Below are 18,558 nucleotides of genomic sequence, written 5' to 3'. Positions count from 1 at the left end.
AGCTTTTGTGTGCGCGGCCTGTTACCTTCCGGCCGCGACCAAGCGCTGTTACCAATCCCCAATCCCCATTCACGAATCCCCGCCCCATGCGCCTGCTCCTAGTCGAAGACAATGCCGACCTCGCCGATGCCATCGTGCGGCGGATGCGTCGTAGCGGGCATGCGGTGGATTGGCAGGCCGATGGGGTGGCGGCAGCCAGCGTGTTGCGCTATCAGAGTTTCGATCTGGTGGTGCTGGATATCGGCCTGCCCAAGCTCGACGGTCTGCGCGTGTTGGCCGGGATGCGCGAGCGTGGCGACACCACGCCGGTGCTGATGCTGACCGCGCGCGACGGCATCGAAGATCGCGTGCAGGCACTGGATGTCGGCGCCGACGACTACCTGGGCAAGCCGTTCGATTTCCGCGAGTTCGAAGCGCGCTGTCGCGTGCTGCTGCGGCGCAATCGTGGCCAGGCCAGCGAGGTGGTGCAGATCGGCAGATTTGTGTTCGACAACGCCGCACATACGGTGACCCTCGATGGCGCGCCGATCGAACTGCCCAACCGCGAATACCGTCTGCTGGAAATCCTGATCGGGCGCCTGGGGCAGGTGGTGGGCAAGGACGAGATCGGCAACGGCCTGTTCGGCTTCGACGACGATGCCGGACCCAATGCGATCGAGCTGTATGTGGGCCGTCTGCGGCGCAAGCTGGCAAGCGCGCCGTTGCGCATCGTCACCGTGCGCGGCACCGGCTACAAGCTGGAAGGAGCCGACCCGCATGCACCGGTGGAGCCGGGTAGCGATGGCTGAGCCGCTGACGGCGGCGCCGTCGATCCGGCGCACCTTGCTGCTGTACCTGGGCAGCCTGTCGCTGCTGGGCGCGGTGGTGCTGTTCTTTGCCGCGCGCGATTACGGCGAGCGCGCGGCCAATCGTTCCTATGACCACCTGCTGGTGTCGTCGGCGCTGTCCATCATCGACAGCGTGGCATTGGTCGGTGGCGACTGGCAGGTGGATCTGCCGTATGCCTCGCTGGACCTGCTCGGCATGGCGCCGGAAGATCGTGTGTTCTATCGCGTCTTCGATGCGCAGGGCCGTACCATCACCGGCGAGGACACCTTGCCGCTGCCGGCGCAGCCCCCCAGCGATGAGCGGCCGGTGCTGTTCGATGCGCAGTACAGCGGCGAGCCGGTGCGCTTTGCGGTGGTGATGCATCGGGTGGCTTCCGCCTCCGAGCAGGGCGAGGTGCGCGTGCAGGTCGGCCAGACCAGGCGTGCACGCGATGCGGTGGCGCGCGATGTGGTGCTCAATGCCTTGATCGCGATCGGGGTGTTGTCGCTGCTGGCGCTGGGCCTGGTGTGGCTGGGCGTGTACCGCGCGTTGCGACCGTTGCAACGGATCGAGCGCGATCTGTCGCGGCGCGAGCCGTCCGACCTCAAGCCCCTGAGCGTGCCGGCGCCGCAGGAAATGCAGCTGATGGTGACCGCGCTCAATCGCTTCATGGCGCGGCTGTCGTCCAGCAACGAGACCTTGCGTGCGTTCATGGCCGAAGCCGCGCACCAGATGCGCACGCCGCTGGCCGCCTTGCGTGCGCAGGCGCAGCTGGCCATGGACGACGACGACCCGCGCGAGATGCAGCGCAGCCTGGCCGCGATCGAGCGCAACGCCAGCCACATGAGCCGCTTGCTCAACCAGTTGCTCAGCGATGCCAGCGTGATCCATCGCGCCAACCTGCAGCGCTTCGCCACCGTGGATCTGGCCGAGGTACTGCACCAGGCGCTGCACGAGGCCTTGCCGCGCAGCGAGGGCGCACCGCGCGTGCAATTGGCCATCGACTCGCAACCGGCGCTGCTGCGTGGCGATGCGCTGCTGCTACGCGAAGCGCTCAAGAACCTGATCGACAACGCCTGCAAGTACGGCGGTGGCGCGCCGCTGCAGGTGGCTCTGACCAGCGACGGACATCAGCACGTGCTCACCATCGCCGACCATGGCCCCGGCATCCCGGCCGCCGAAGCCGAGCGCGTGTTCGAGCGGTTCGTACGCGGTCCGGACGCACCTGCCGGCGGCGCCGGGCTGGGGCTGGCCATCGTCAAGCGCGTGGTGCAGGCGCATGGCGGGCACATCGATCTGGCCAACCGGATCGGCGGTGGCCTGATCGCCTCGCTGCATTTTCCTGGAGGAAACGCATGATGCGTGCGGCATGGCTACTGGTGTTGTTGCTGCTGCAAGGTGTTGCTGCTGCGGCGCCGGGCGACGTGCGACGGTTTCCGGCACGCGGCGTCGCACAGGCGCAGCTGCGCGTGCAGGGCTCCACCGACCTGGAGGTGTTTGCGGCGGTGATCCAGGACTACCAGCGCCTGCATCCCAGCACCGAAGTGGTGTACGAGGACGTGATTGCCTGGGACATTTACGATCACTACCTGCACCCGGGCGGAAACGCGATTCAGGCGGACATGCTGATCAGTGCCAGCATGGATCTGCAGACCAAGCTGGTGAACGATGGCCACGCACTGGCGCACCGTTCTGCGCAAACCGAGGCGTTGCCGGCCTGGGCGCAGTGGCGGCACGAGGTGTTCGGCATCAGCTACGAGCCGGTTGCCATCGTCTACAACACGCGCAAGCTCGATCCCGCGCGAGTGCCGCGCACACGGCGCCAGTTGCTGGCACTGCTGCGCGCACCGGATGCGCCATTGCGCGGCAAGGTGGGTACCTACGATGTGGAGCGCAGTGGCGTGGGCTATCTGTTCGCCACCCAGGACGGCCAGGTGGGCAGCATCGCCGGCGCGCTGCTGGCCGCGTTGGGGGCAAACCAGGTCAGGCTGGAAGAGCGCACCGGGACCCTGCTCGATCGCGTCAGCCGCGGCGAGTTGTTGCTGGCCTACAACGTGCTCGGGTCCTACGCGCAGACGCGCATCGATGCCGGCGCGCCGCTGGGGATCGTGCAGCCGCAGGACTACACGCTGGTGGCGCTGCGCACCGCGGTGATTCCCAAGACCGCACCGCATGCGCCCGAGGCGCGCAGGTTCCTGGACTACCTGCTGTCGCCGCGCGGCCAGCAGGTGCTGTCGCGCGAAGCGCGGCTGATGCCGATCCTGCCGGCGGCCGGCGGTCGCGGCGGTTCGGCGCAACCACCGTTCCGGCCGATCCCGCTCGGCCCTGGCCTGCTGGTGTATCTGGACAAATTCAAGCGACGCCAGTTTCTGGAGGCCTGGCGCGCGAGCACGCAGCCGCCGCGTTAGGACACCGGCAGTGGTTGCGCCCATGTGCCAGACTTGGCGCATGGCCGATCTCACCATTCTCGTCGCCGACGACCACCCGTTGTTCCGTGCTGCGGTGATCCATGTGCTGCAGCAGACCCTGCCGCAGGCGCAGGTCGTGGAAGCCTCCAGCGCTGCCACGCTGAGCACGATGCTGCGCTCGCATCCGCATGCCGAACTGGTGCTGCTGGATCTGGCCATGCCGGGCGCGCGCGGCTTCTCGGCGCTGCTGCATGTGCGTGGCGAGCATCCGGACATCCCGGTGGTGGTGATCTCGTCCAACGATCACCCGCGGGTGATCCGGCGCGCGCAGCAGTTCGGTGCGGCCGGCTTCATTCCCAAGTCCACGCCGGCCGAAACGATCGGCACCGCCGTGGCCAGCGTGCTGGATGGCGGCACCTGGTTTCCGCCGATGACGGCCGAACGCTCCGAAGCCGATGCGCAGCTGGCCGCCAAGCTTGCCCAGCTCACCCCGCAGCAGTTCCGCGTGTTGCTGAGCCTGGCCGACGGTTTGCTCAACAAGCAGATTGCCCATGAGCTGGGGCTGGCCGAAAACACCGTCAAGGTGCACGTCACCGCCATCCTGAAAAAGCTGGATTGCTACAGCCGCACGCAGGCGGCGGTGCTGGTCAAGGCGCTGGAGCCGGAAGGCGAGGGTTAGGCGATGGCAGGGATGTGGTGGTTGCAGCAATGATGGCGCCGGCCGCCGATGGGGCCGGCTTCTCATGGGGCAAAGGTCAACGACGATGTCGCCCGTGTCCTGTTGCAAAAACTCCTCGCGCCCAGGCAGCTGCCGCCCTGCAGGGCGACAGCCATGTGATGCCTGCTCCCACCACATGCCACGCAGATCACGGCGTCACGGCGCGTAACCGTTGCATGCCCATGATGCGGAACACGCGCTCGGTCTGCGCCTCGACCACGGCGTTGACCGCTTCGGCGCCGTAGTCGGCCAAGTCGACAGTGGTGCGCAGGGGCTTGGCACCCTTGGGCAGCGCAAGCACGCGCGCGATGTCGTCGGCCACTGCCTGCACCGGCGCCGGTTGCCCATCGCGAAACAGCCGGCGCAGGCCAGGCTCGTAGCTGTCCCCCTCCGGCTGCACGGCGGCGTAGCCTGTTCCATCGGCTCGGCCGGGCGCACCGCGGTCTGAAAGTGCGAGGTGCCATCCATGAAGGTGCCGGGCATGACGATCACCGTCTCGATGCCCAGCGGTTGCACCTGTTAGGCGGTGGTGTCGGCCACTGCGTCCAGCGCATACCGGCCACGTACGGCATCATGAAGGGCGCCACGATGCGGGTGATGGTGCTGCCGACGTACAGCAACACCCCATCGCCCTGGCGGCGCAGGTGCGGCAGCGCTGCGCGGTTGAGCCGGTGCGCACCTATCGCATTGGTATCGAAACTGTCGGCCAGCTGCTCCGGGGTGAAGCCCTCGGCGCTGCCGGTGAACAGATGCGCGGCGTTGTGGATCACCGCATCCAGGCGGCCGTGCGCGGCGACCACGCCATCGACTGCGTCCTGGCACGAGTGCGCATGGTGGATGTCCAGAGCGACCACCTGCACATAGCCGCCGTGGTCGCCGGCGTAAGCCTCCAGCGCCTGCCGGCGGGCCGTGCTGCGGCCATGCGGATCGCGCACGCCCGCATAGACCGCATCGCCGGCGCGGATCGGCGTTTGCGCAGTGAGCAGGCCCATGCCCGAGCCGACGCCTGAAATCACGACAGTCTCCATGGTGTCCTTGAGAGGGGTGCGATGGTGTCGGTACAGAATTGCCGCTGCTTTCAGCGGTTTGCGTAGACGACGGCAACGTGGCTGCGCAGCGCCTGCGCCATGCGCGGCGCAACGCGGGGGAGGTCACAAGACGGTGCGGCGGACTGCGGCGATGCGGTGGCATGTCAGTCCGCCCGTTCGCGATGGAAGATCATGCCGCCGTGGTGCAGTTCGTCGGGGCTGACGAAACGGCCATCGGCCGTGAATCCGGTGTCATCCCAATAGCGGATGGTGGTGCCGGCGATTTCGTAACGGCGCTGATAGGCGCTTTGGCGTGCATCGCGCGCTTCGTCGTAGCGGCCGTTGGCCAGCAAGGCCTGGCGGATCCTGCCGTCGCCGGTGACCCACATGCCGAGGTAGGGGGGTGTTTGCATGGGCGTGTGTTCCGGCAAGGACGAGGATGTCGGGGTGCGGGGTGCGGGGTGGGCGGCGCTGGCCATGGCGGCGGCATGGCAGGCCACCGCCGCACCGGCGCCAAGCGCCATGGCCACGGCGATGCCCATGCGCGCATCGGTCATCGGCGTGTCCTGCGTTCGAGTTGGGCGGGGTTGCCGCCACCGGCTTCCCAGCGTGGAAAGGCCGCATCGACGATGCGCTTGTTGCAAGGCTGCAGCGCCTGGTCGACGCAGCTGTCGGCCGCCGCCGCCGGGGCGGTGGCTCCGGTGCCCGCGATGCACGCCACGGCGATCAACAGTGACGCTGCGAAGGTGGACGATCTGCTCATGCGGTCACTCCGGTCTCAGCTGCGCAGCTGCAATGCATGCGTGCCGTAGATCAACTGCTGCGCCATCGGCCGGCCGATGAAGCGTTCGGGGAAGATCGGCGCCAGCGCACTGGCCTGATCCAGGCGGGCCAGCTGCTCGTCGCTGAACACGATGTCCAGCGCGCCGAAGTTGTCTTCGGCCTGCTGCAGCGTGCGCGCACCCACCAACGGCGAGACCACCGCAGGATGTTGCAAGGTCCAGGCCAGCGCCACCTGCGAGCGCGAGGCGCCCAGTTCCTCGGCGATGCTGCCGACCACATCGGCGATGTCCAGCGAACGTGCGTTGAGATGACCGGTGGAGGCAATCACGCCCTTGCGGCTGGTCGCCACCTCTGCGGCATTGTCGTCAGACAGATCATCGCGGCTGTACTTGCCGGTCAGGATGCCGCCGCCCAACGGCGACCACGGCAACACGCCCAGGCCCAGCTCGCGCGCCATCGGCATCAGTTCGTGTTCGACGCTGCGTTCGACCAGGCTGTATTCGATCTGCAGCGCCACCAGCGGCGCCCAGCCGCGCAGGTCGGCCAGGGTCTGCAGTTGCGCTACACGCCAGGCCGAGGTATTGCAGATGCCCAGGTACAGCACCTTGCCCGATTGCACCAGGTGATCCAGCCCGCGCATCACTTCCTCCGGCGAGGTGGTGAAATCCCAGGCATGCAGGTACAGCAGGTCGATGCGATCGGTGTCGAGCTGACGCAGGCTGGTCTCGACCGAACGGATCAGGTTCAGGCGGTGATTGCCGCCGGAGTTGATGTTGTCCGCATCGCGCGCCATGGTGAACTTGGTGGCCAGCACGAAGCGCTCGCGACGCTTCCTGATCAGCTTGCCGACGATGCGCTCGGCGCCGCCGTTGGTGTAGTTGACCGCGGTGTCGATCACGTTGCCGCCGCGCTCGGCGTAGGCGGCGAAGATGCGCTCGGCCTCCTTGGCATCGGCGCCCCAGCCCCATTCTTCGCCGAAGGTCATGGTGCCCAGCGAGAGCGGCGAGACGCGCAGCCCGGAGCGGCCGAGCAGACGATACTGGTTCAACGAACGTGTCTGGGTCATGCGTGGTTCCTCCTGCGGTTGGCGGCATGTGGTGTGCGATGCACATTGCCGCCAACCGGCAGGCCAGCGTGAGCCTGGTTATCCGCCATCCTTGCCCGATCCTCCGGATCGATGGCCGGGTGCGCCGTCGTGGCAGGCTGCTCTTGCCCCTGTAGGAGCGGCCCTGGCCGCGAGGGCGTTGCCATCAGGGGACGGCCCTCGCGGCCGGGGCCGCTCCCACGATGCGCGTTGGACCTGGGTCGATGTGGACACAAGGTGTCCAGGTCAGGCTGTCCTCAGGGCTTTGGCCGATAGACCACGATGCCGACGGTTCTGCCGACGTATTCCATGAACGGCGAATCCACCACCTTCTCGTTTTCCGGTCGCGACGAGGCATTGCGGAGCACCGGGCCCTGTTCGGTCTGCAGGAAGATGCCGACATGGCTGACATCCAGCCCGGCGGCCGGGGAGTATCTGCCGATATAGTCGCCGCTACGCAGTTGTCGGATGACCTGGCGATCCACATCGGCGGCGGGGATGTAGGTGATGGTCCGCTGCACCACCGGCAAACCGGGCAGGTAGAAGCTGCCGTCGGCTTTCAGGTTGAGCGCCTTGTCCACGCGCACGGCCTTGGAGCTCAGCGCTGCGGTGATGTCCTCGGCAAGCGGGTAGAAGCGGGTGACCCAGTCCGAGAAGAAGTGCTTGCGCGTGGTAAAGCCCACGATGCCATCGACGTAACGGGTCAGGATCAGGCGGTCGACGAAATCCTGCTGCGAATAGGCGTGGCGCGCCGCCTCCACGTAGTCCAGATAGGTGAAGCAATCCAGACCCCTGAAATCAATGATCAACTTCTCCGGCGTGGTGGCCGAGCCCTGCAGCATATTGGCCTAATACGGCGTGCCAAGAAATTCCGCCGAGATCACCTTGATCAGATGCCCAGCGCTCAGACCGCGATGGTTGGAGACCTGATCCAGCACGCGGTTCAAGGTGTGCAGCGTGGACGGGTCGATCTCCGCGCGCACCGGGCCAGCCGGCTGCACGGCGGCGGGTGGCGTTGCAGCCTGCACCGGCAGATCTGCCGCGCAGCCGGCGACAAGCAACGAGGCGAACATCAGGCAGGCATGATGGCTCCAAATTTTCCGGGGGGAGAAAAATCGGGTGGGTGCGTGTGCAAGCGCACTCTTGCACACACAGATGCGCATGCACCGTATCGCCCTCAGGCAAGCGCGATTGAAATCGCGCGCATTTCGGTGCGCTGAAACGAGCCAACAGACCGCACACGCTGCAGGGCAGGGCCTGCAAATCACGGCATAAGACACATGCCGCGTGGCAGGACATCATGCGGTCTTCTTGCGGTCAGAAACCCGACATCCTGGAGGCGAGCCGGTCATCAGGTTCTATGTGCAGACGCAGGTTTGCCGACCGCGCGCATCATCCGCGTCGCAACAGCATTTGCGTCATCAATGCACGCAGGGCCGGCGGGCGCACCGGCTTGGAGAGAAAGCCCCATCCCAGCTCCTGTGCGTGCTCGCGCAGGGCCGGGTCCGGTTCTGCGGTGATCAGGATGATGCGTGGCTCGCGCTGCCAGCGTTCCACCAGGCGCGGCAGCAGCATGGGGCCGTAGTGCGCGCCCATGCGTACATCCAGCAGCAACAGTTCCGGCGCATCGTCGGCACTGGCGCCGGCAAGCGCAGCGTCCGGGCCGCCGGCAAAATCCACCCGGCATTCCCAGCGTTCGAGCAGGGCACGGGTGGCGTCGCACACGCGCGGGTCGTCGTCCACGCACCACACGCGGCAGCCGTGCAGGATGGGGTCGTTGCCGGGCTCGGCGGGCGGCAACTGCTGCCTGGCGATGGCAGTGCGCTCGCCCAGCGGCACGCTGACCGAAAACACGCTGCCGCTGCCCAGCGTGGAACGCAGGCCGACGCGGTGGCCCAGCAGGCGGCCGATGCGTTCGACGATCGCCAGCCCCAGGCCGGCGCCGCGGTCGTTGGCCACGCCATCGTCCAGGCGGCGGAACTCTTCGAAGATTTCATGCTGCAAGGCGTCGGGAATGCCCGGGCCCTGGTCGTGCACTTCGATGCGCAGCCAGCCGCCGCGTCGCCGGCATCCCATCAGCACGCGGCCGCGCGGGGTGTAGCGGATCGCGTTGGACAAAAAGTTCTGCAGGATGCGGCGCAGCAGGGTTTCGTCGCTCAACACCACTGCCGAGGTGGGCACGTAATCCAGCGCCAGTCCGCGGTCTTCGGCCAGGATGCCGAACTCGCGTGCCAACGTCTCCATCAGCGGGGCGAGTGCGAAGTCGCGCACCTGCGTCTTCAGGCTGCCGGCCTCCAGCCGCGAGATATCGAGCAGGCTGTTGAGGATTGCATCCTGCGCGGCGAGCGCGCCGTCGATATTGTCGACCACGCGCTTGCCGGCGGGGTCGCGCACCTGCCCACGCAGTACCGACACGAACATGCGCGCGGCGTTGAGCGGTTGCAGCAGATCGTGCACGGCCGACGCAACGAAGCGAGTCTTGTAGCGATTGGCGCTTTCGGCTTCGCGCTTGGCGGCGGCCAGGTCGCGGGTGCGCTCGGCCACGCGGTGCTCCAGCGCATCGGCCAGCGAGCGCAGTTCGCGCGCGGCGTTCTTGTAGCTGGTGATGTCGGCATAGCTGGTGACAAACCCGCCGTCGGGTAGCGGATTGCCGCGGATTTCCAGCACCGTGCCGTCTTCCTTCTCGCTCTCGCGCATATGCGGCTTGCCACTGCGCAGGTGATTCAGGCGGCGCTCGATGGCCGCCTCGATCGGCCCGGGACCCAGCAAGCCGCGGCGGGCGTTGAAGCGGAACAGGTCCTCGATCGGGCGGCCGATCTTGAGCAGTTCCGGTGGAAAGCGAAACAGCTCCACATAGCGCGAATTCCATGCCACCAGCTTGAGCGCCTCGTCGATCACCACCACGCCCTGCGGCAGGTGTTCCAGGCTGCGGCTCAGGCCGGCGTTGGACTGCTGCGCGGCGGCCACCACACCGTCCTGGGCGGTGCGCAGTTCTTCGGCATGTTGTTGCAGCAGCGTCTCCAGTTCGTTCCGGCTGCGCTGGCGCAGCGCCGACAGGCGCCGCCGCTGCTGCACGAACAACCACAGCAAGGCCAGCGCCAGCCAGGTGCCGGCGGCGGCGATGGCCGCTGCGCGGCCGGCGGCTGCGCTGGCGCGGGTGTCGTGCAGCAGATGCAGGCGCCAGCCGCTTTCCGGCACTTCCAGGGTCTGCCACAGCACCGGTGCACCCAAGGGCGGGTCGCGTACCTCGGCCAGCACGCCGCCGTTGCCGGTCTGTTCGATCAGCCGGCGGCGCAGCGGCAACAGCCCCTGGTCGGCGTACTGGCGGGTGCGCTGCAGTTCGGTGCGGTCGCGCGGGGTGAGCGGCGCCAGCATGCGGTAGCGCCAGGTGGGGCGGCTGGCCAGGAACACCACCCCGTGCGCGTCGGAGGCCAGCACGATGTCCGGCGTCTGCAGCCATTCGCGTTCCAGCGCGGCCAGCGCGATCTTGATCACCACCACGCCCTGCACCTGGCCGGCAGCGTCCACGATGGCCTGCGACAGGAAATAGCCCGGCTCGCTGGTCGTCATGCCGATGCCGTAAAAACTGCCGCTGCCGGTGGCCAGCGCCTGCTGGTAGTAGGGGCGGAATGCGTAGTCCACGCCCACGTTGCTGCGCGCCGCACGCCAGTTGCTGGCTGCCAGCGCGATGCCGTTGCGGTCGATCAGGGTCAGCGTGGACGACTGGGTGACGTTGTTGGCGCGTTCGAGCTTGCGGTTGAGCGCATCCACCTGGGCCGGCGACAGCGGGCCGGACACCGCAGCGCGCAGTTCCGGGTCCAGCGCCAGGATCTGCGGCAGGGTGCGATAGCGGTCGATGCGCTGCTGCAGCGCCTGCGCATAGAGCCGCAACTGCCGGCGCACGGTAACGCTTTCGTCGCGCAGCGCACTCTGTTCGACAAAATGCCCGGCCGCCAGCATGGCCACGACCATCCCGCCCAGCACGATGGCCAGGGTGAGCAGCAGACGGCGGCGTTGCGATGCATACATCGTGCAAGTATGGCGATCTGCTCCCGTACGCGCAGCCATCGCCTGGTCACGCGTCCCAAAACGGCAACGGCCGCACCCGTGACTGGATGCGGCCGTATGGCATTGCCTGCTGCCGTTCGCAACGACAGCACTGCGTGGGCGAAACCAGCGCGCGGCGATGCGTTGCCCGCGCGCTACATCGCCGCAGCGTTGCTTAGAACTGCACCTGCGCGCGCAGTTCCATCACGTGCGGGGTTTCATGCACGCCATTGCGCGAGGAATCCACCCAGCTGTAGTTGGCCTGGAACTTGAAGTGGCTGGTGAGGTACCAGTTGGCGCCGATGGTGGTGTCGTGCTGACGGCCGCCGTGGACATTGTTGTCTTCCAGATTCAGGCGGCTGTAGCGGGCGGTCAGTTCGACCGCACCGTAGTTGTGCGCCGGCTTGATGTTGCCCGGCACGCCACCGGCATAGCTGCGCGACTCGCCGGTCAGCGACCAGGTGCCGTACACGTACTGGCCCTGGGCGATGAAGTGCGGCTGGCCAGCGTTACGCGCCACTTCGGCACGCAGCGCTTCGCTCTGCAGCGAGAACGGGCCGTGGATCCACACCGCTTCCACGCCGGTGCGGATCACGTGGTCCACATCGAGAATGGTGCCGGTGTCGATCAGGCGCACGTCGGTCAGGCCGGCTTCCGGGCGGGCACGCAGGCGCACGCGCGGGCTGAAGGACACACCGCGGCCGTCGCTGAAACCGCGCGGATTCTCGACCGAGCCGGCAATACCCAGGTGCAGTACGTTGCCTTCGGCCTTGAATGGAGTCCATGCGGCATGCACCGCCTGGGTGGTGCCCGGGTTGTCGCCCTGCAGATCCTTGCCGCCGTACGCGCCGGCCTGCAGCAGGTACTGCTGGCGCTCCAGGGTCCATTCCACGCCGGTCCGACGGCCCTGGAACACCGCCTGCACCGGCAGGCCCAGTTCCATGAAGCTGCCCGCACGCGAGCTCTGCACCGCTTCCAGACCCACCGGCACCTTCATGTAGCCCATCCGCACGCGGCCATAATCCTGGCCCAGCAGCGCCTTGGTCTCGAAGCGGTAGAACACGTCCAGCCACAGCTTGGCTTCGAAGTCGAAGTACACCATGGCGTCGTAGACGCCCTTCTTCTTGATGGTGGCGCCGAATTCCTTGCGGCGGAAGTCGGTGCGGTCTTCCAGGCGGTCGTCGCCGGAGAAGTTGTTGTCGTCGTAGGCGTAGTTGCCGGTCAGACCCAGCTCGGTGCCGTCACCGAAGGTGACCTTGGTCGGCCAGTTTTCGATCGAGGTGGCTGCATTGGCAGCGGCGGGGACGATGGCAAGAGCCAACGCCAGGACAAGCAGATTGAGGCGCATAGGAGTGGTCTTCGGCAATGAAAGGGGCCGGGGCGTCCTGCCATGGCGATCGCGGTGAACAGCTTCAGCAAGCGCGCAGGTTCCGGACGGCGACTGCACAGAAACTTCGGTGTCTGCGTTAAACGGAATTAACGGCCGGCGGCGGCGCGGCTGAAGTGTAAGACCAGGTTCATCCGACGGACAGTGCTGCAGACGCATGCCCGTGGTGTCCCTGCGAGCCCCTGCGGTGGGGCAGACCGTGCATAAAGTCCTTATTTGGCAGGGGGTTGCAACACCTGCAGCGCGGCGCCCGGCAGGCACTTGCGGCGCGGCGGCGCATCCGTAGTACCAATGGGTTATCGGCCCGGGCTGTGACGTGCGGCCAGAATGCGGGCACCGGGTACCTGCTCAGGCACCCCCCAGTTCCCTCGGAGTGGCGTCATGCACATCAGCAAGCCTGCCGGCCCGTTGCCGGCGTCCGTGCCCTTCTACCGCCAGCTGTATTTCCAGGTGGTGGTGGCCATCGTCCTCGGCGCCCTGTTGGGCCACTTCGAGCCGGCGTTTGCCGAAAGCCTCAAGCCGCTGGGCGACGCCTTCATCAAGCTGGTGAAGATGATCATCGCCCCGGTGATCTTCCTGACCATCGTCACCGGCATCGCCGGCATGACCCATCTCAAGACGGTGGGCCGGGTCTTCGCCAAGGCGATGACCTACTTCCTGTTCTTCTCCACGCTGGCATTGATCGTGGGCATGATCGTGGCGCACGTGGTGCAGCCCGGCGCCGGCATGAACATCAACCCGGCCGAGCTGGACCAGAGCGCGGTCAACACCTATGTGCAGAAGTCGCACGAGTTGAGCCTGGTCGGCTTTTTGATGGACATCATCCCGGCGACGCTGATCAGCGCCTTCGTCGATGGCAACATCCTGCAGGTGCTGTTCGTGGCGGTGTTGTTCGGTATCGCGCTGGCCCTGGTGGGCGAGCGTGGACGTCCGGTGCTGAGCTTTTTGGAGGCGCTGACCGCGCCGGTGTTCCGCCTGGTGCATATCCTGATGAAGGCCGCGCCGATCGGTGCGTTTGGCGCGATCGCCTTCACCATCGGCAAGTACGGGGTGGAATCGCTGGTCAACCTGGCCTGGCTGGTGGGTTCGTTTTACATCACCTCGCTGTTGTTCGTGCTGGTGATCCTGGGCCTGGTGTGCCGGTTCTGCGGCTTTTCGGTGCTTAAGCTGATCCGTTATCTCAAGGCCGAACTGCTGCTGGTGCTGGGCACCTCGTCGTCGGAGTCGGCACTGCCGTCGCTGATGGAGAAGATGGAAAAGGCCGGCTGCGAAAAGTCGGTGGTGGGCCTGGTGGTGCCGACCGGCTATTCGTTCAATCTGGACGGCACCAATATCTACATGACCCTGGCGGCGCTGTTCATCGCCCAGGCCACCAACGTGGACCTGACCTTGGGCCAGCAGATCACCCTGTTGGCGGTGGCGATGCTCAGTTCCAAGGGCGCCGCCGGCGTGACCGGTGCCGGTTTCATCACCCTGGCGGCGACCCTGTCGGTGGTGCCGGACGTGCCGGTGGCCGGCATGGCGCTGATCCTGGGCGTGGACCGCTTCATGAGCGAATGCCGCTCGCTGACCAACTTCATCGGCAACGCGGTGGCCACGGTGGTGGTGTCGCGCTGGGAAAATGCGCTGGACCGCAACCAGCTCAAGCTGGTGCTGGATGGCCGCTCGCCGCCGCTGCAGGCGCCGCCCGGTACCACCGACGTCGTCGCTCCGGCCAGCGCACGCTGAGGTTTCCTACGGCCCTGTTCTCCGTCGGCGTTGCCGGCGGGGTGCAGGGCCGTTTTTGCGTTGATCCGCTAGCAGGTTGCCACGTGCGCTGCGTTGCAGCATGCAATCTCCCTGCCGCGCTGACAGCTGCGCGACAGGCCCTTGTTCAGGCAGGAGGGTAGAATTCAGTTCTCCTGCGCCTTCGAGACCCACACAGCCGATGTCCACCGACGACTTCAAACAGGCCGCCCTCGACTACCACCGCCAGCAGCCGGCCGGCAAGATCAAGGTCACCGCGACCAAGCCGATGCTGACCCAGCGCGATCTGTCGCTGGCGTATTCGCCCGGCGTGGCGTTCGCCTGCGAAGCCATTGTCGAGGACGCCACCCAGGCCAGCGAGCTCACTGCGCGCGGCAATCTGGTGGCGGTCATCAGCAACGGCACCGCAGTGCTGGGCCTGGGCAACATCGGCCCGCTGGCGTCCAAGCCGGTGATGGAAGGCAAGGGCGTGCTGTTCCAGAAGTTCGCCGGCATCGACGTGTTCGATATCGAAATCAACGAGAACGACCCGGACAAGCTGGTGGACATCATCGCCAGCCTGGAGCCCACCTTCGGCGGCATCAACCTGGAAGACATCAAGGCGCCGGAGTGCTTCATCGTCGAGCGCAAGCTGCGCGAGCGGATGAACATCCCGGTGTTCCATGACGACCAGCACGGCACCGCGATCATCGTCGGCGCCGCCGTGCTCAACGCGCTGGTGGTCACCGGCAAGAAAATCGAAGAGGTCAAGCTGGCCACCACCGGCATGGGCGCGGCCGGCATTTCCTGCGTCAACATGCTGGTCTCGCTGGGCCTGAAGCCGGAAAACATCCTGGCGCTGGACCGCGACGGGGTGATCCACACCGGCCGTACCGACCTGGACCCGGACAAGCAGCGTTACGCGCGCGATACCGACAAGCGCTCCCTGGCCGAAATCGTCGACGGCGCCGATATCTTCCTGGGACTGTCGGCAGCCGGCATCCTCAAGCCGGAAATGGTCGCCACAATGGCGCGCCAGCCGGTGATCTTCGCGCTGGCCAACCCGAATCCGGAAATCACCCCGGAAGCGGCCAAGGCGGTGCGCCCGGATTGCATCATCGGCACCGGCCGCTCGGACTATCCGAACCAGATCAATAATGTGCTGTGCTTCCCGTACCTGTTCCGCGGCGCGCTGGACGTGGGCGCCACCGGCATCAACGAAGAGATGAAGATCGCCTGCGTCAAGGCGATTGCGGCGATGGCGCGGCGCGAGGCCTCCGACCTGGGCGCAGCCTATGGCGGCGAGACGCCGAGCTTCGGCCCGGACTACCTGATTCCGCGCCCGCTGGACCCGCGCCTGCTGGTCGAGCTGTCGTCGGCCGTCGCGCAGGCGGCGATGGACTCGGGCGTGGTCACGCGCCCGATCGCCGACATGGAGGCCTACCGCGACAAGCTCGGCCAGTTCGTCTACCGCACCAGCCTGATGATGAAGCCGGTCTACGACCGCGCGCGCGCCGACAAGCAGCGCGTGGTGTATGCCGAAGGCGAAGAAGAAGTGGTGCTGCGCGCGGTGCAGAACGTGGTCGACGAAGGCCTGGCCTTCCCGATCCTGATCGGCCGCCCGGACGTCATCGAAGCACGCATCGAACGCATGGGCCTGCGCCTGACCGCCGGCGTGGACTTCGAGATCACCAACATCCTCGACGACCCCCGCTTCAACGATTACTGGCAGTACTACCACGCGCTCACCGAGCGCCGCGGCGTGACCGTGACCGCGGCCAAGGAGCTGATGCGCTCGCGTCCGACGCTGATCGCCGCGGTGATGGTGGCGCGCGGCGAGGCCGACGCGATGCTGTCCGGCGTGGTCGGCCGCTTCCACAAGAAGCTGGGCTACGCGCGCAGCGTGATCCCGCTGGAACCGCGCGTGAGTTCCACCTCGGCGATGACCGGCGTGATCAACCAGCAAGGCGTGTTCTTCTTCCTGGACACGCACGTGCAGGAAGACCCCACGGTGGAGCAGGTGGTCGAAGCCACGTTGCAGGCCGCGTACCGCCTCAAGCTGTTCGGCATCGAGCCCAACATCGCGCTGCTGTCGCATTCCAACTTCGGCAGCCACGACTCGCGCGATGCGCTGAAGATGCGCCAGGTGCGCGAGGCGCTGCTCAAGCGCAAGCCCGAGCTCAACATCGACGGCGAGATGCAGGGCGACACCGCCTGGGACGAAGCGCTGCGCAAGCAGATCATGCCCAACAGCACCTTGAAGGGCCGCGCCAACCTGTTCGTGCTGCCGAACCTGGAGGCGGCCAACATCGCCTACAACCTGGTGCGCGTGTTCACCGACGGCGTGGCGATCGGCCCGATCCTGATGGGCATCTCCAAGCCGGTGCACATCCTCACCACCAGCGCCACCTCGCGGCGGGTCATGAACATGACCGCGATCGCCGCGGTGGATGCGCAGATCCGCCGGCAGCGCGAGGCCGAAAAGGTCGGCTGACGGTAGTTGGCCGCAGGATTGGCCCCCAACCTATAACGCCCGGCCTGCGCAGGCCGGGAGCATGATCTGGATTCGAACCAAGTCGGTAAGCGCCGTCGGCTTGCTCTGCGGAACGATTGACAGGCCCGCCGGTTCGGGCAGAATCGGATGCTGCAAGGCAGCGTTCGTTTGCTGCAGGGGGCTTGACGGGTGAAGAGTTGCTGTGTGGATGATAATTTGGTCGCTGGCCGTATTAGGGCAGCACGCTTGGCGTTTGGTCTTTCGCAAGGCGCACTGGCTGCCCGTCTGGGCGTGCATCGCGCCACCATTGCGCATTGGGAACGCAATGGTGGCTTCGTTCCTAGTGTCGACAACCTGCGCACCCTGAGTCAGGAGTTGCAAGTCGGTTTTGAGTGGCTGGCGGTCGGCGAGCCCGTGTCCAGGCCGGTCGCCCATGTCGCCTTGCCCGATTCCCGGCGCCATCTAGAGTCGCGGATGCTGCAACTTTCTCGGCATGTGCCTGTGTCGTTTCTCGCAACGCTGGTTGCCATGCTGGAGAGCGCGTCCGTCCATATGGAATGATGTGTGGTAAGGCTGCGATCGCAATCCGATGTTGGTTCTGCACAACATTGAAGATGGCGACTGTTGAGTCTGGCACAGCAAGACTCTTGATCTGACGCGCATTCAAGATGCTAATACGAGCATAAGGTGACGACGTTCGGAGTACCTCGAATGTTGGTAGGTCGCCAGTTTCGCCACAACAGGGGAAGTGTTGTAGAAAATGCCGTCAGATCTTTTCCGTAATGAAGTATTGGAGGCTAAGCGCGCAGGGTGGCTGGGCTCCATTTCCCTGGTTCAGCCTACAAAGCTTTGGGTGCTTGCAATAAGCGCTGCTATGCTAGCTCTTGTTGTGGTTCTTCTGCTCGTATTTGGTAAATACACGCGTCGCTCGCATGTCGGCGGCCAGCTAGTTCCTGTAAACGGAATGGCAATAGTGGTGGCGCCTACAAGCGGCTTCATTTCGCGAATCTATGCAGCCGAGGGCGATCGGGTGCAAGCAGGTCAGGTCGTGGCTGTACTGACGATGCCTCGCGCCACAACCACCGATGGCGACACGCTCGCAGCAATTGAATCGCGCTTGGGACGGAAGGTCTTGAGTTTGGAGGATGCTCGGACAGCCAGGCGAAGGCAGTTCGAAGCAAAGCATAACGGACTAACTGATCAGTTGGCGAATGCTCGAAGCGAGCTTCGTCAAATAGGACGCGAAATATCGACCCGCAAAGACCAAATCAGGATTGCTCAGGAGACGGTTGATCGCTTGCGTCTGCTTGAGGATGACAGATATGTCAGTATTCTACAAATAAAGCAGCAGCAATCAGTGGCGTTAACACAGCAAAGTGAGATGCAATCTCTGCAGAGGCAAGCAATATCTACGCGTAGATTGATTGACCAGATAATGCAGGCGCTTGAAGAGTTGCCGAGTGAAAGTCAAGCAGATTATGCAAATTTCCAGCGGGATCTTGCATCGCTTGAACAAGAGAAAGTTGAGAATATCGCACGCGGCGAACTTGCGGTAATTGCTCCTGCGGCTGGGGTAGTGTCGGTCCAGCAAGTAAAATCCGGACAAGCTGTACAGAACGGTCAATCCCTGATGAGTGTATTGCCGGGGGATGGCGTTTTGGAAGCTGAATTGCTGGTTCCAAGCAAAGCAATTGGCTTCATTGAGCCAATGGATAAGGTATTGTTGAGATATCAAGCGTATCCGTATCAGAAATTTGGCCACCATGAAGGTCGCGTTTCTCGGATCAGTCGCAGTACATTTGAAACGAATCAAGCGACGGAGGCGCGTGAACCGATGTACAGAATAACGGTTGCCTTAAAGAAGCAAACTGTTGATGCGTACGGAAATTCTGAGCAATTAAAGCCAGGAATGCTTGTGGATGCGGACATTCTTGGTGAGTCGAGATCATTTTTTGAGTGGGTACTTGAACCTGTCTACTCAATCAGGGGAACTGTGTTCGGCCGATGACTGCAGCATTGGATGGGACAGTGAATTGCTGGTAACGTCCAGCTCCAGGCACACAGGCTGTGTGCGCTT

Annotated in this window: 17 protein-coding genes; 8 read left to right on the top strand and 9 right to left on the bottom strand. The window is 65.2% G+C overall.

Annotated elements, in window-relative coordinates:
* Positions 1–86: 86 nt before the first annotated feature.
* Genes XCSCFBP4642_RS0117020 through XCSCFBP4642_RS0117005 form a run of 4 tightly spaced genes read left to right on the top strand, consistent with a single transcriptional unit; the run spans position 87 to position 3,894 of the window.
* Positions 87–788: a response regulator transcription factor gene (locus tag XCSCFBP4642_RS0117020; protein WP_029220845.1), complete on the top strand. Its 702-nt coding sequence runs from the start codon at positions 87–89 to the stop codon at positions 786–788.
* Positions 781–2,166 (top strand): sensor histidine kinase, encoded by a 1,386-nt coding sequence (locus tag XCSCFBP4642_RS0117015; RefSeq protein WP_029220844.1) that lies wholly within the window; start codon positions 781–783, stop codon positions 2,164–2,166. Before XCSCFBP4642_RS0117020 ends, XCSCFBP4642_RS0117015 begins: the two co-directional genes overlap by 8 nt.
* The gene (locus tag XCSCFBP4642_RS0117010) at positions 2,166–3,215 is read left to right on the top strand and encodes an ABC transporter substrate-binding protein (protein ID WP_029220843.1); all 1,050 of its coding nucleotides are present in this window, start codon (positions 2,166–2,168) and stop codon (positions 3,213–3,215) included. Before XCSCFBP4642_RS0117015 ends, XCSCFBP4642_RS0117010 begins: the two co-directional genes overlap by 1 nt.
* Before the next feature lie 40 nt (positions 3,216–3,255).
* Positions 3,256–3,894 carry a response regulator gene (locus tag XCSCFBP4642_RS0117005; RefSeq protein ID WP_029220842.1) on the top strand — a complete coding sequence of 213 codons (639 nt, stop codon included), beginning with the start codon at positions 3,256–3,258 and terminating at the stop codon, positions 3,892–3,894.
* A gap of 187 nt (positions 3,895–4,081) precedes the next feature.
* On the opposite strand, the gene XCSCFBP4642_RS30120 is transcribed toward XCSCFBP4642_RS0117005, so the two are convergent.
* From XCSCFBP4642_RS30120 to XCSCFBP4642_RS0116970, 9 genes are all read right to left on the bottom strand, one after another.
* Positions 4,082–4,333, bottom strand: coding sequence for a hypothetical protein (locus XCSCFBP4642_RS30120; RefSeq protein ID WP_228325707.1), 252 nt, complete (start codon positions 4,331–4,333; stop codon positions 4,082–4,084).
* A gap of 88 nt (positions 4,334–4,421) precedes the next feature.
* The gene (locus tag XCSCFBP4642_RS30115) at positions 4,422–4,949 is read right to left on the bottom strand and encodes an SDR family NAD(P)-dependent oxidoreductase (protein ID WP_235048236.1); all 528 of its coding nucleotides are present in this window, start codon (positions 4,947–4,949) and stop codon (positions 4,422–4,424) included.
* Positions 4,950–5,125: 176 nt separating this feature from the next.
* Entirely contained in the window at positions 5,126–5,503 is a 378-nt protein-coding gene (locus XCSCFBP4642_RS0116995) for an Atu4866 domain-containing protein (RefSeq protein ID WP_029220841.1), read from the bottom strand.
* Between the two features lie 11 nt (positions 5,504–5,514).
* Entirely contained in the window at positions 5,515–5,724 is a 210-nt protein-coding gene (locus XCSCFBP4642_RS0116990) for a hypothetical protein (protein WP_029220840.1), read from the bottom strand.
* A gap of 15 nt (positions 5,725–5,739) precedes the next feature.
* Positions 5,740–6,810, bottom strand: coding sequence for an aldo/keto reductase (locus XCSCFBP4642_RS0116985; RefSeq protein WP_029220839.1), 1,071 nt, complete (start codon positions 6,808–6,810; stop codon positions 5,740–5,742).
* 275 nt (positions 6,811–7,085) lie between these two features.
* Positions 7,086–7,670, bottom strand: coding sequence for an N-acetylmuramoyl-L-alanine amidase-like domain-containing protein (locus XCSCFBP4642_RS25135; protein ID WP_033898483.1), 585 nt, complete (start codon positions 7,668–7,670; stop codon positions 7,086–7,088).
* A gap of 6 nt (positions 7,671–7,676) precedes the next feature.
* Positions 7,677–7,901: a hypothetical protein gene (locus tag XCSCFBP4642_RS30110; protein WP_228325709.1), complete on the bottom strand. Its 225-nt coding sequence runs from the start codon at positions 7,899–7,901 to the stop codon at positions 7,677–7,679.
* A 319-nt stretch (positions 7,902–8,220) separates the two neighbouring features.
* Positions 8,221–10,857 carry a hybrid sensor histidine kinase/response regulator gene (locus tag XCSCFBP4642_RS0116975; RefSeq protein WP_029220838.1) on the bottom strand — a complete coding sequence of 879 codons (2,637 nt, stop codon included), beginning with the start codon at positions 10,855–10,857 and terminating at the stop codon, positions 8,221–8,223.
* A gap of 193 nt (positions 10,858–11,050) precedes the next feature.
* A complete protein-coding gene (locus tag XCSCFBP4642_RS0116970; protein WP_029220837.1) occupies positions 11,051–12,223 on the bottom strand; it encodes an OprO/OprP family phosphate-selective porin in 1,173 nt (390 codons plus the stop codon).
* Positions 12,224–12,643: 420 nt separating this feature from the next.
* Between XCSCFBP4642_RS0116970 and XCSCFBP4642_RS0116965 the strand changes: the two genes are divergently transcribed.
* The 4 genes from XCSCFBP4642_RS0116965 to XCSCFBP4642_RS27435 all read left to right on the top strand — a co-directional run bounded on the left by XCSCFBP4642_RS0116965 (position 12,644) and on the right by XCSCFBP4642_RS27435 (position 18,489).
* A complete protein-coding gene (locus XCSCFBP4642_RS0116965; protein ID WP_029220836.1) occupies positions 12,644–13,990 on the top strand; it encodes a dicarboxylate/amino acid:cation symporter in 1,347 nt (448 codons plus the stop codon).
* A 199-nt stretch (positions 13,991–14,189) separates the two neighbouring features.
* A complete protein-coding gene (locus XCSCFBP4642_RS0116960; RefSeq protein ID WP_029220835.1) occupies positions 14,190–16,481 on the top strand; it encodes an NADP-dependent malic enzyme in 2,292 nt (763 codons plus the stop codon).
* Between the two features lie 204 nt (positions 16,482–16,685).
* Positions 16,686–17,042 carry a helix-turn-helix domain-containing protein gene (locus tag XCSCFBP4642_RS27440; protein WP_029220834.1) on the top strand — a complete coding sequence of 119 codons (357 nt, stop codon included), beginning with the start codon at positions 16,686–16,688 and terminating at the stop codon, positions 17,040–17,042.
* Between the two features lie 199 nt (positions 17,043–17,241).
* Positions 17,242–18,489, top strand: a complete 1,248-nt coding sequence (locus XCSCFBP4642_RS27435) for an HlyD family secretion protein (RefSeq protein ID WP_084624565.1) — start codon at positions 17,242–17,244, stop codon at positions 18,487–18,489.
* Positions 18,490–18,558: the final 69 nt, after the last annotated feature.

It is taken from the genome of Xanthomonas cassavae CFBP 4642, assembly GCF_000454545.1.
GTDB lineage: Bacteria > Pseudomonadota > Gammaproteobacteria > Xanthomonadales > Xanthomonadaceae > Xanthomonas > Xanthomonas cassavae.
Note: the sequence above shows the minus strand (reverse complement) of the source record. Positions and strands in the feature narration are given on the sequence as shown.

Bases quoted from the DNA above. Each gene is read 5' to 3' on its own strand.
- XCSCFBP4642_RS0117020 (WP_029220845.1), top strand. From the start codon at position 87: ATGCGCCTGCTCCTAGTCGAAGACAATGCCGACCTCGCCGATGCCATC.
- XCSCFBP4642_RS0117015 (WP_029220844.1), top strand. From the start codon at position 781: ATGGCTGAGCCGCTGACGGCGGCGCCGTCGATCCGGCGCACCTTGCTG.
- XCSCFBP4642_RS0117010 (WP_029220843.1), top strand. From the start codon at position 2,166: ATGCGTGCGGCATGGCTACTGGTGTTGTTGCTGCTGCAAGGTGTTGCT.
- XCSCFBP4642_RS0117005 (WP_029220842.1), top strand. From the start codon at position 3,256: ATGGCCGATCTCACCATTCTCGTCGCCGACGACCACCCGTTGTTCCGT.
- XCSCFBP4642_RS0116995 (WP_029220841.1), bottom strand. From the start codon at position 5,503: ATGGGCATCGCCGTGGCCATGGCGCTTGGCGCCGGTGCGGCGGTGGCC.
- XCSCFBP4642_RS0116990 (WP_029220840.1), bottom strand. From the start codon at position 5,724: ATGAGCAGATCGTCCACCTTCGCAGCGTCACTGTTGATCGCCGTGGCG.
- XCSCFBP4642_RS0116985 (WP_029220839.1), bottom strand. From the start codon at position 6,810: ATGACCCAGACACGTTCGTTGAACCAGTATCGTCTGCTCGGCCGCTCC.
- XCSCFBP4642_RS25135 (WP_033898483.1), bottom strand. From the start codon at position 7,670: ATGCTGCAGGGCTCGGCCACCACGCCGGAGAAGTTGATCATTGATTTC.
- XCSCFBP4642_RS30110 (WP_228325709.1), bottom strand. From the start codon at position 7,901: ATGTTCGCCTCGTTGCTTGTCGCCGGCTGCGCGGCAGATCTGCCGGTG.
- XCSCFBP4642_RS0116975 (WP_029220838.1), bottom strand. From the start codon at position 10,857: ATGTATGCATCGCAACGCCGCCGTCTGCTGCTCACCCTGGCCATCGTG.
- XCSCFBP4642_RS0116970 (WP_029220837.1), bottom strand. From the start codon at position 12,223: ATGCGCCTCAATCTGCTTGTCCTGGCGTTGGCTCTTGCCATCGTCCCC.
- XCSCFBP4642_RS0116965 (WP_029220836.1), top strand. From the start codon at position 12,644: ATGCACATCAGCAAGCCTGCCGGCCCGTTGCCGGCGTCCGTGCCCTTC.
- XCSCFBP4642_RS0116960 (WP_029220835.1), top strand. From the start codon at position 14,190: ATGTCCACCGACGACTTCAAACAGGCCGCCCTCGACTACCACCGCCAG.
- XCSCFBP4642_RS27435 (WP_084624565.1), top strand. From the start codon at position 17,242: ATGCCGTCAGATCTTTTCCGTAATGAAGTATTGGAGGCTAAGCGCGCA.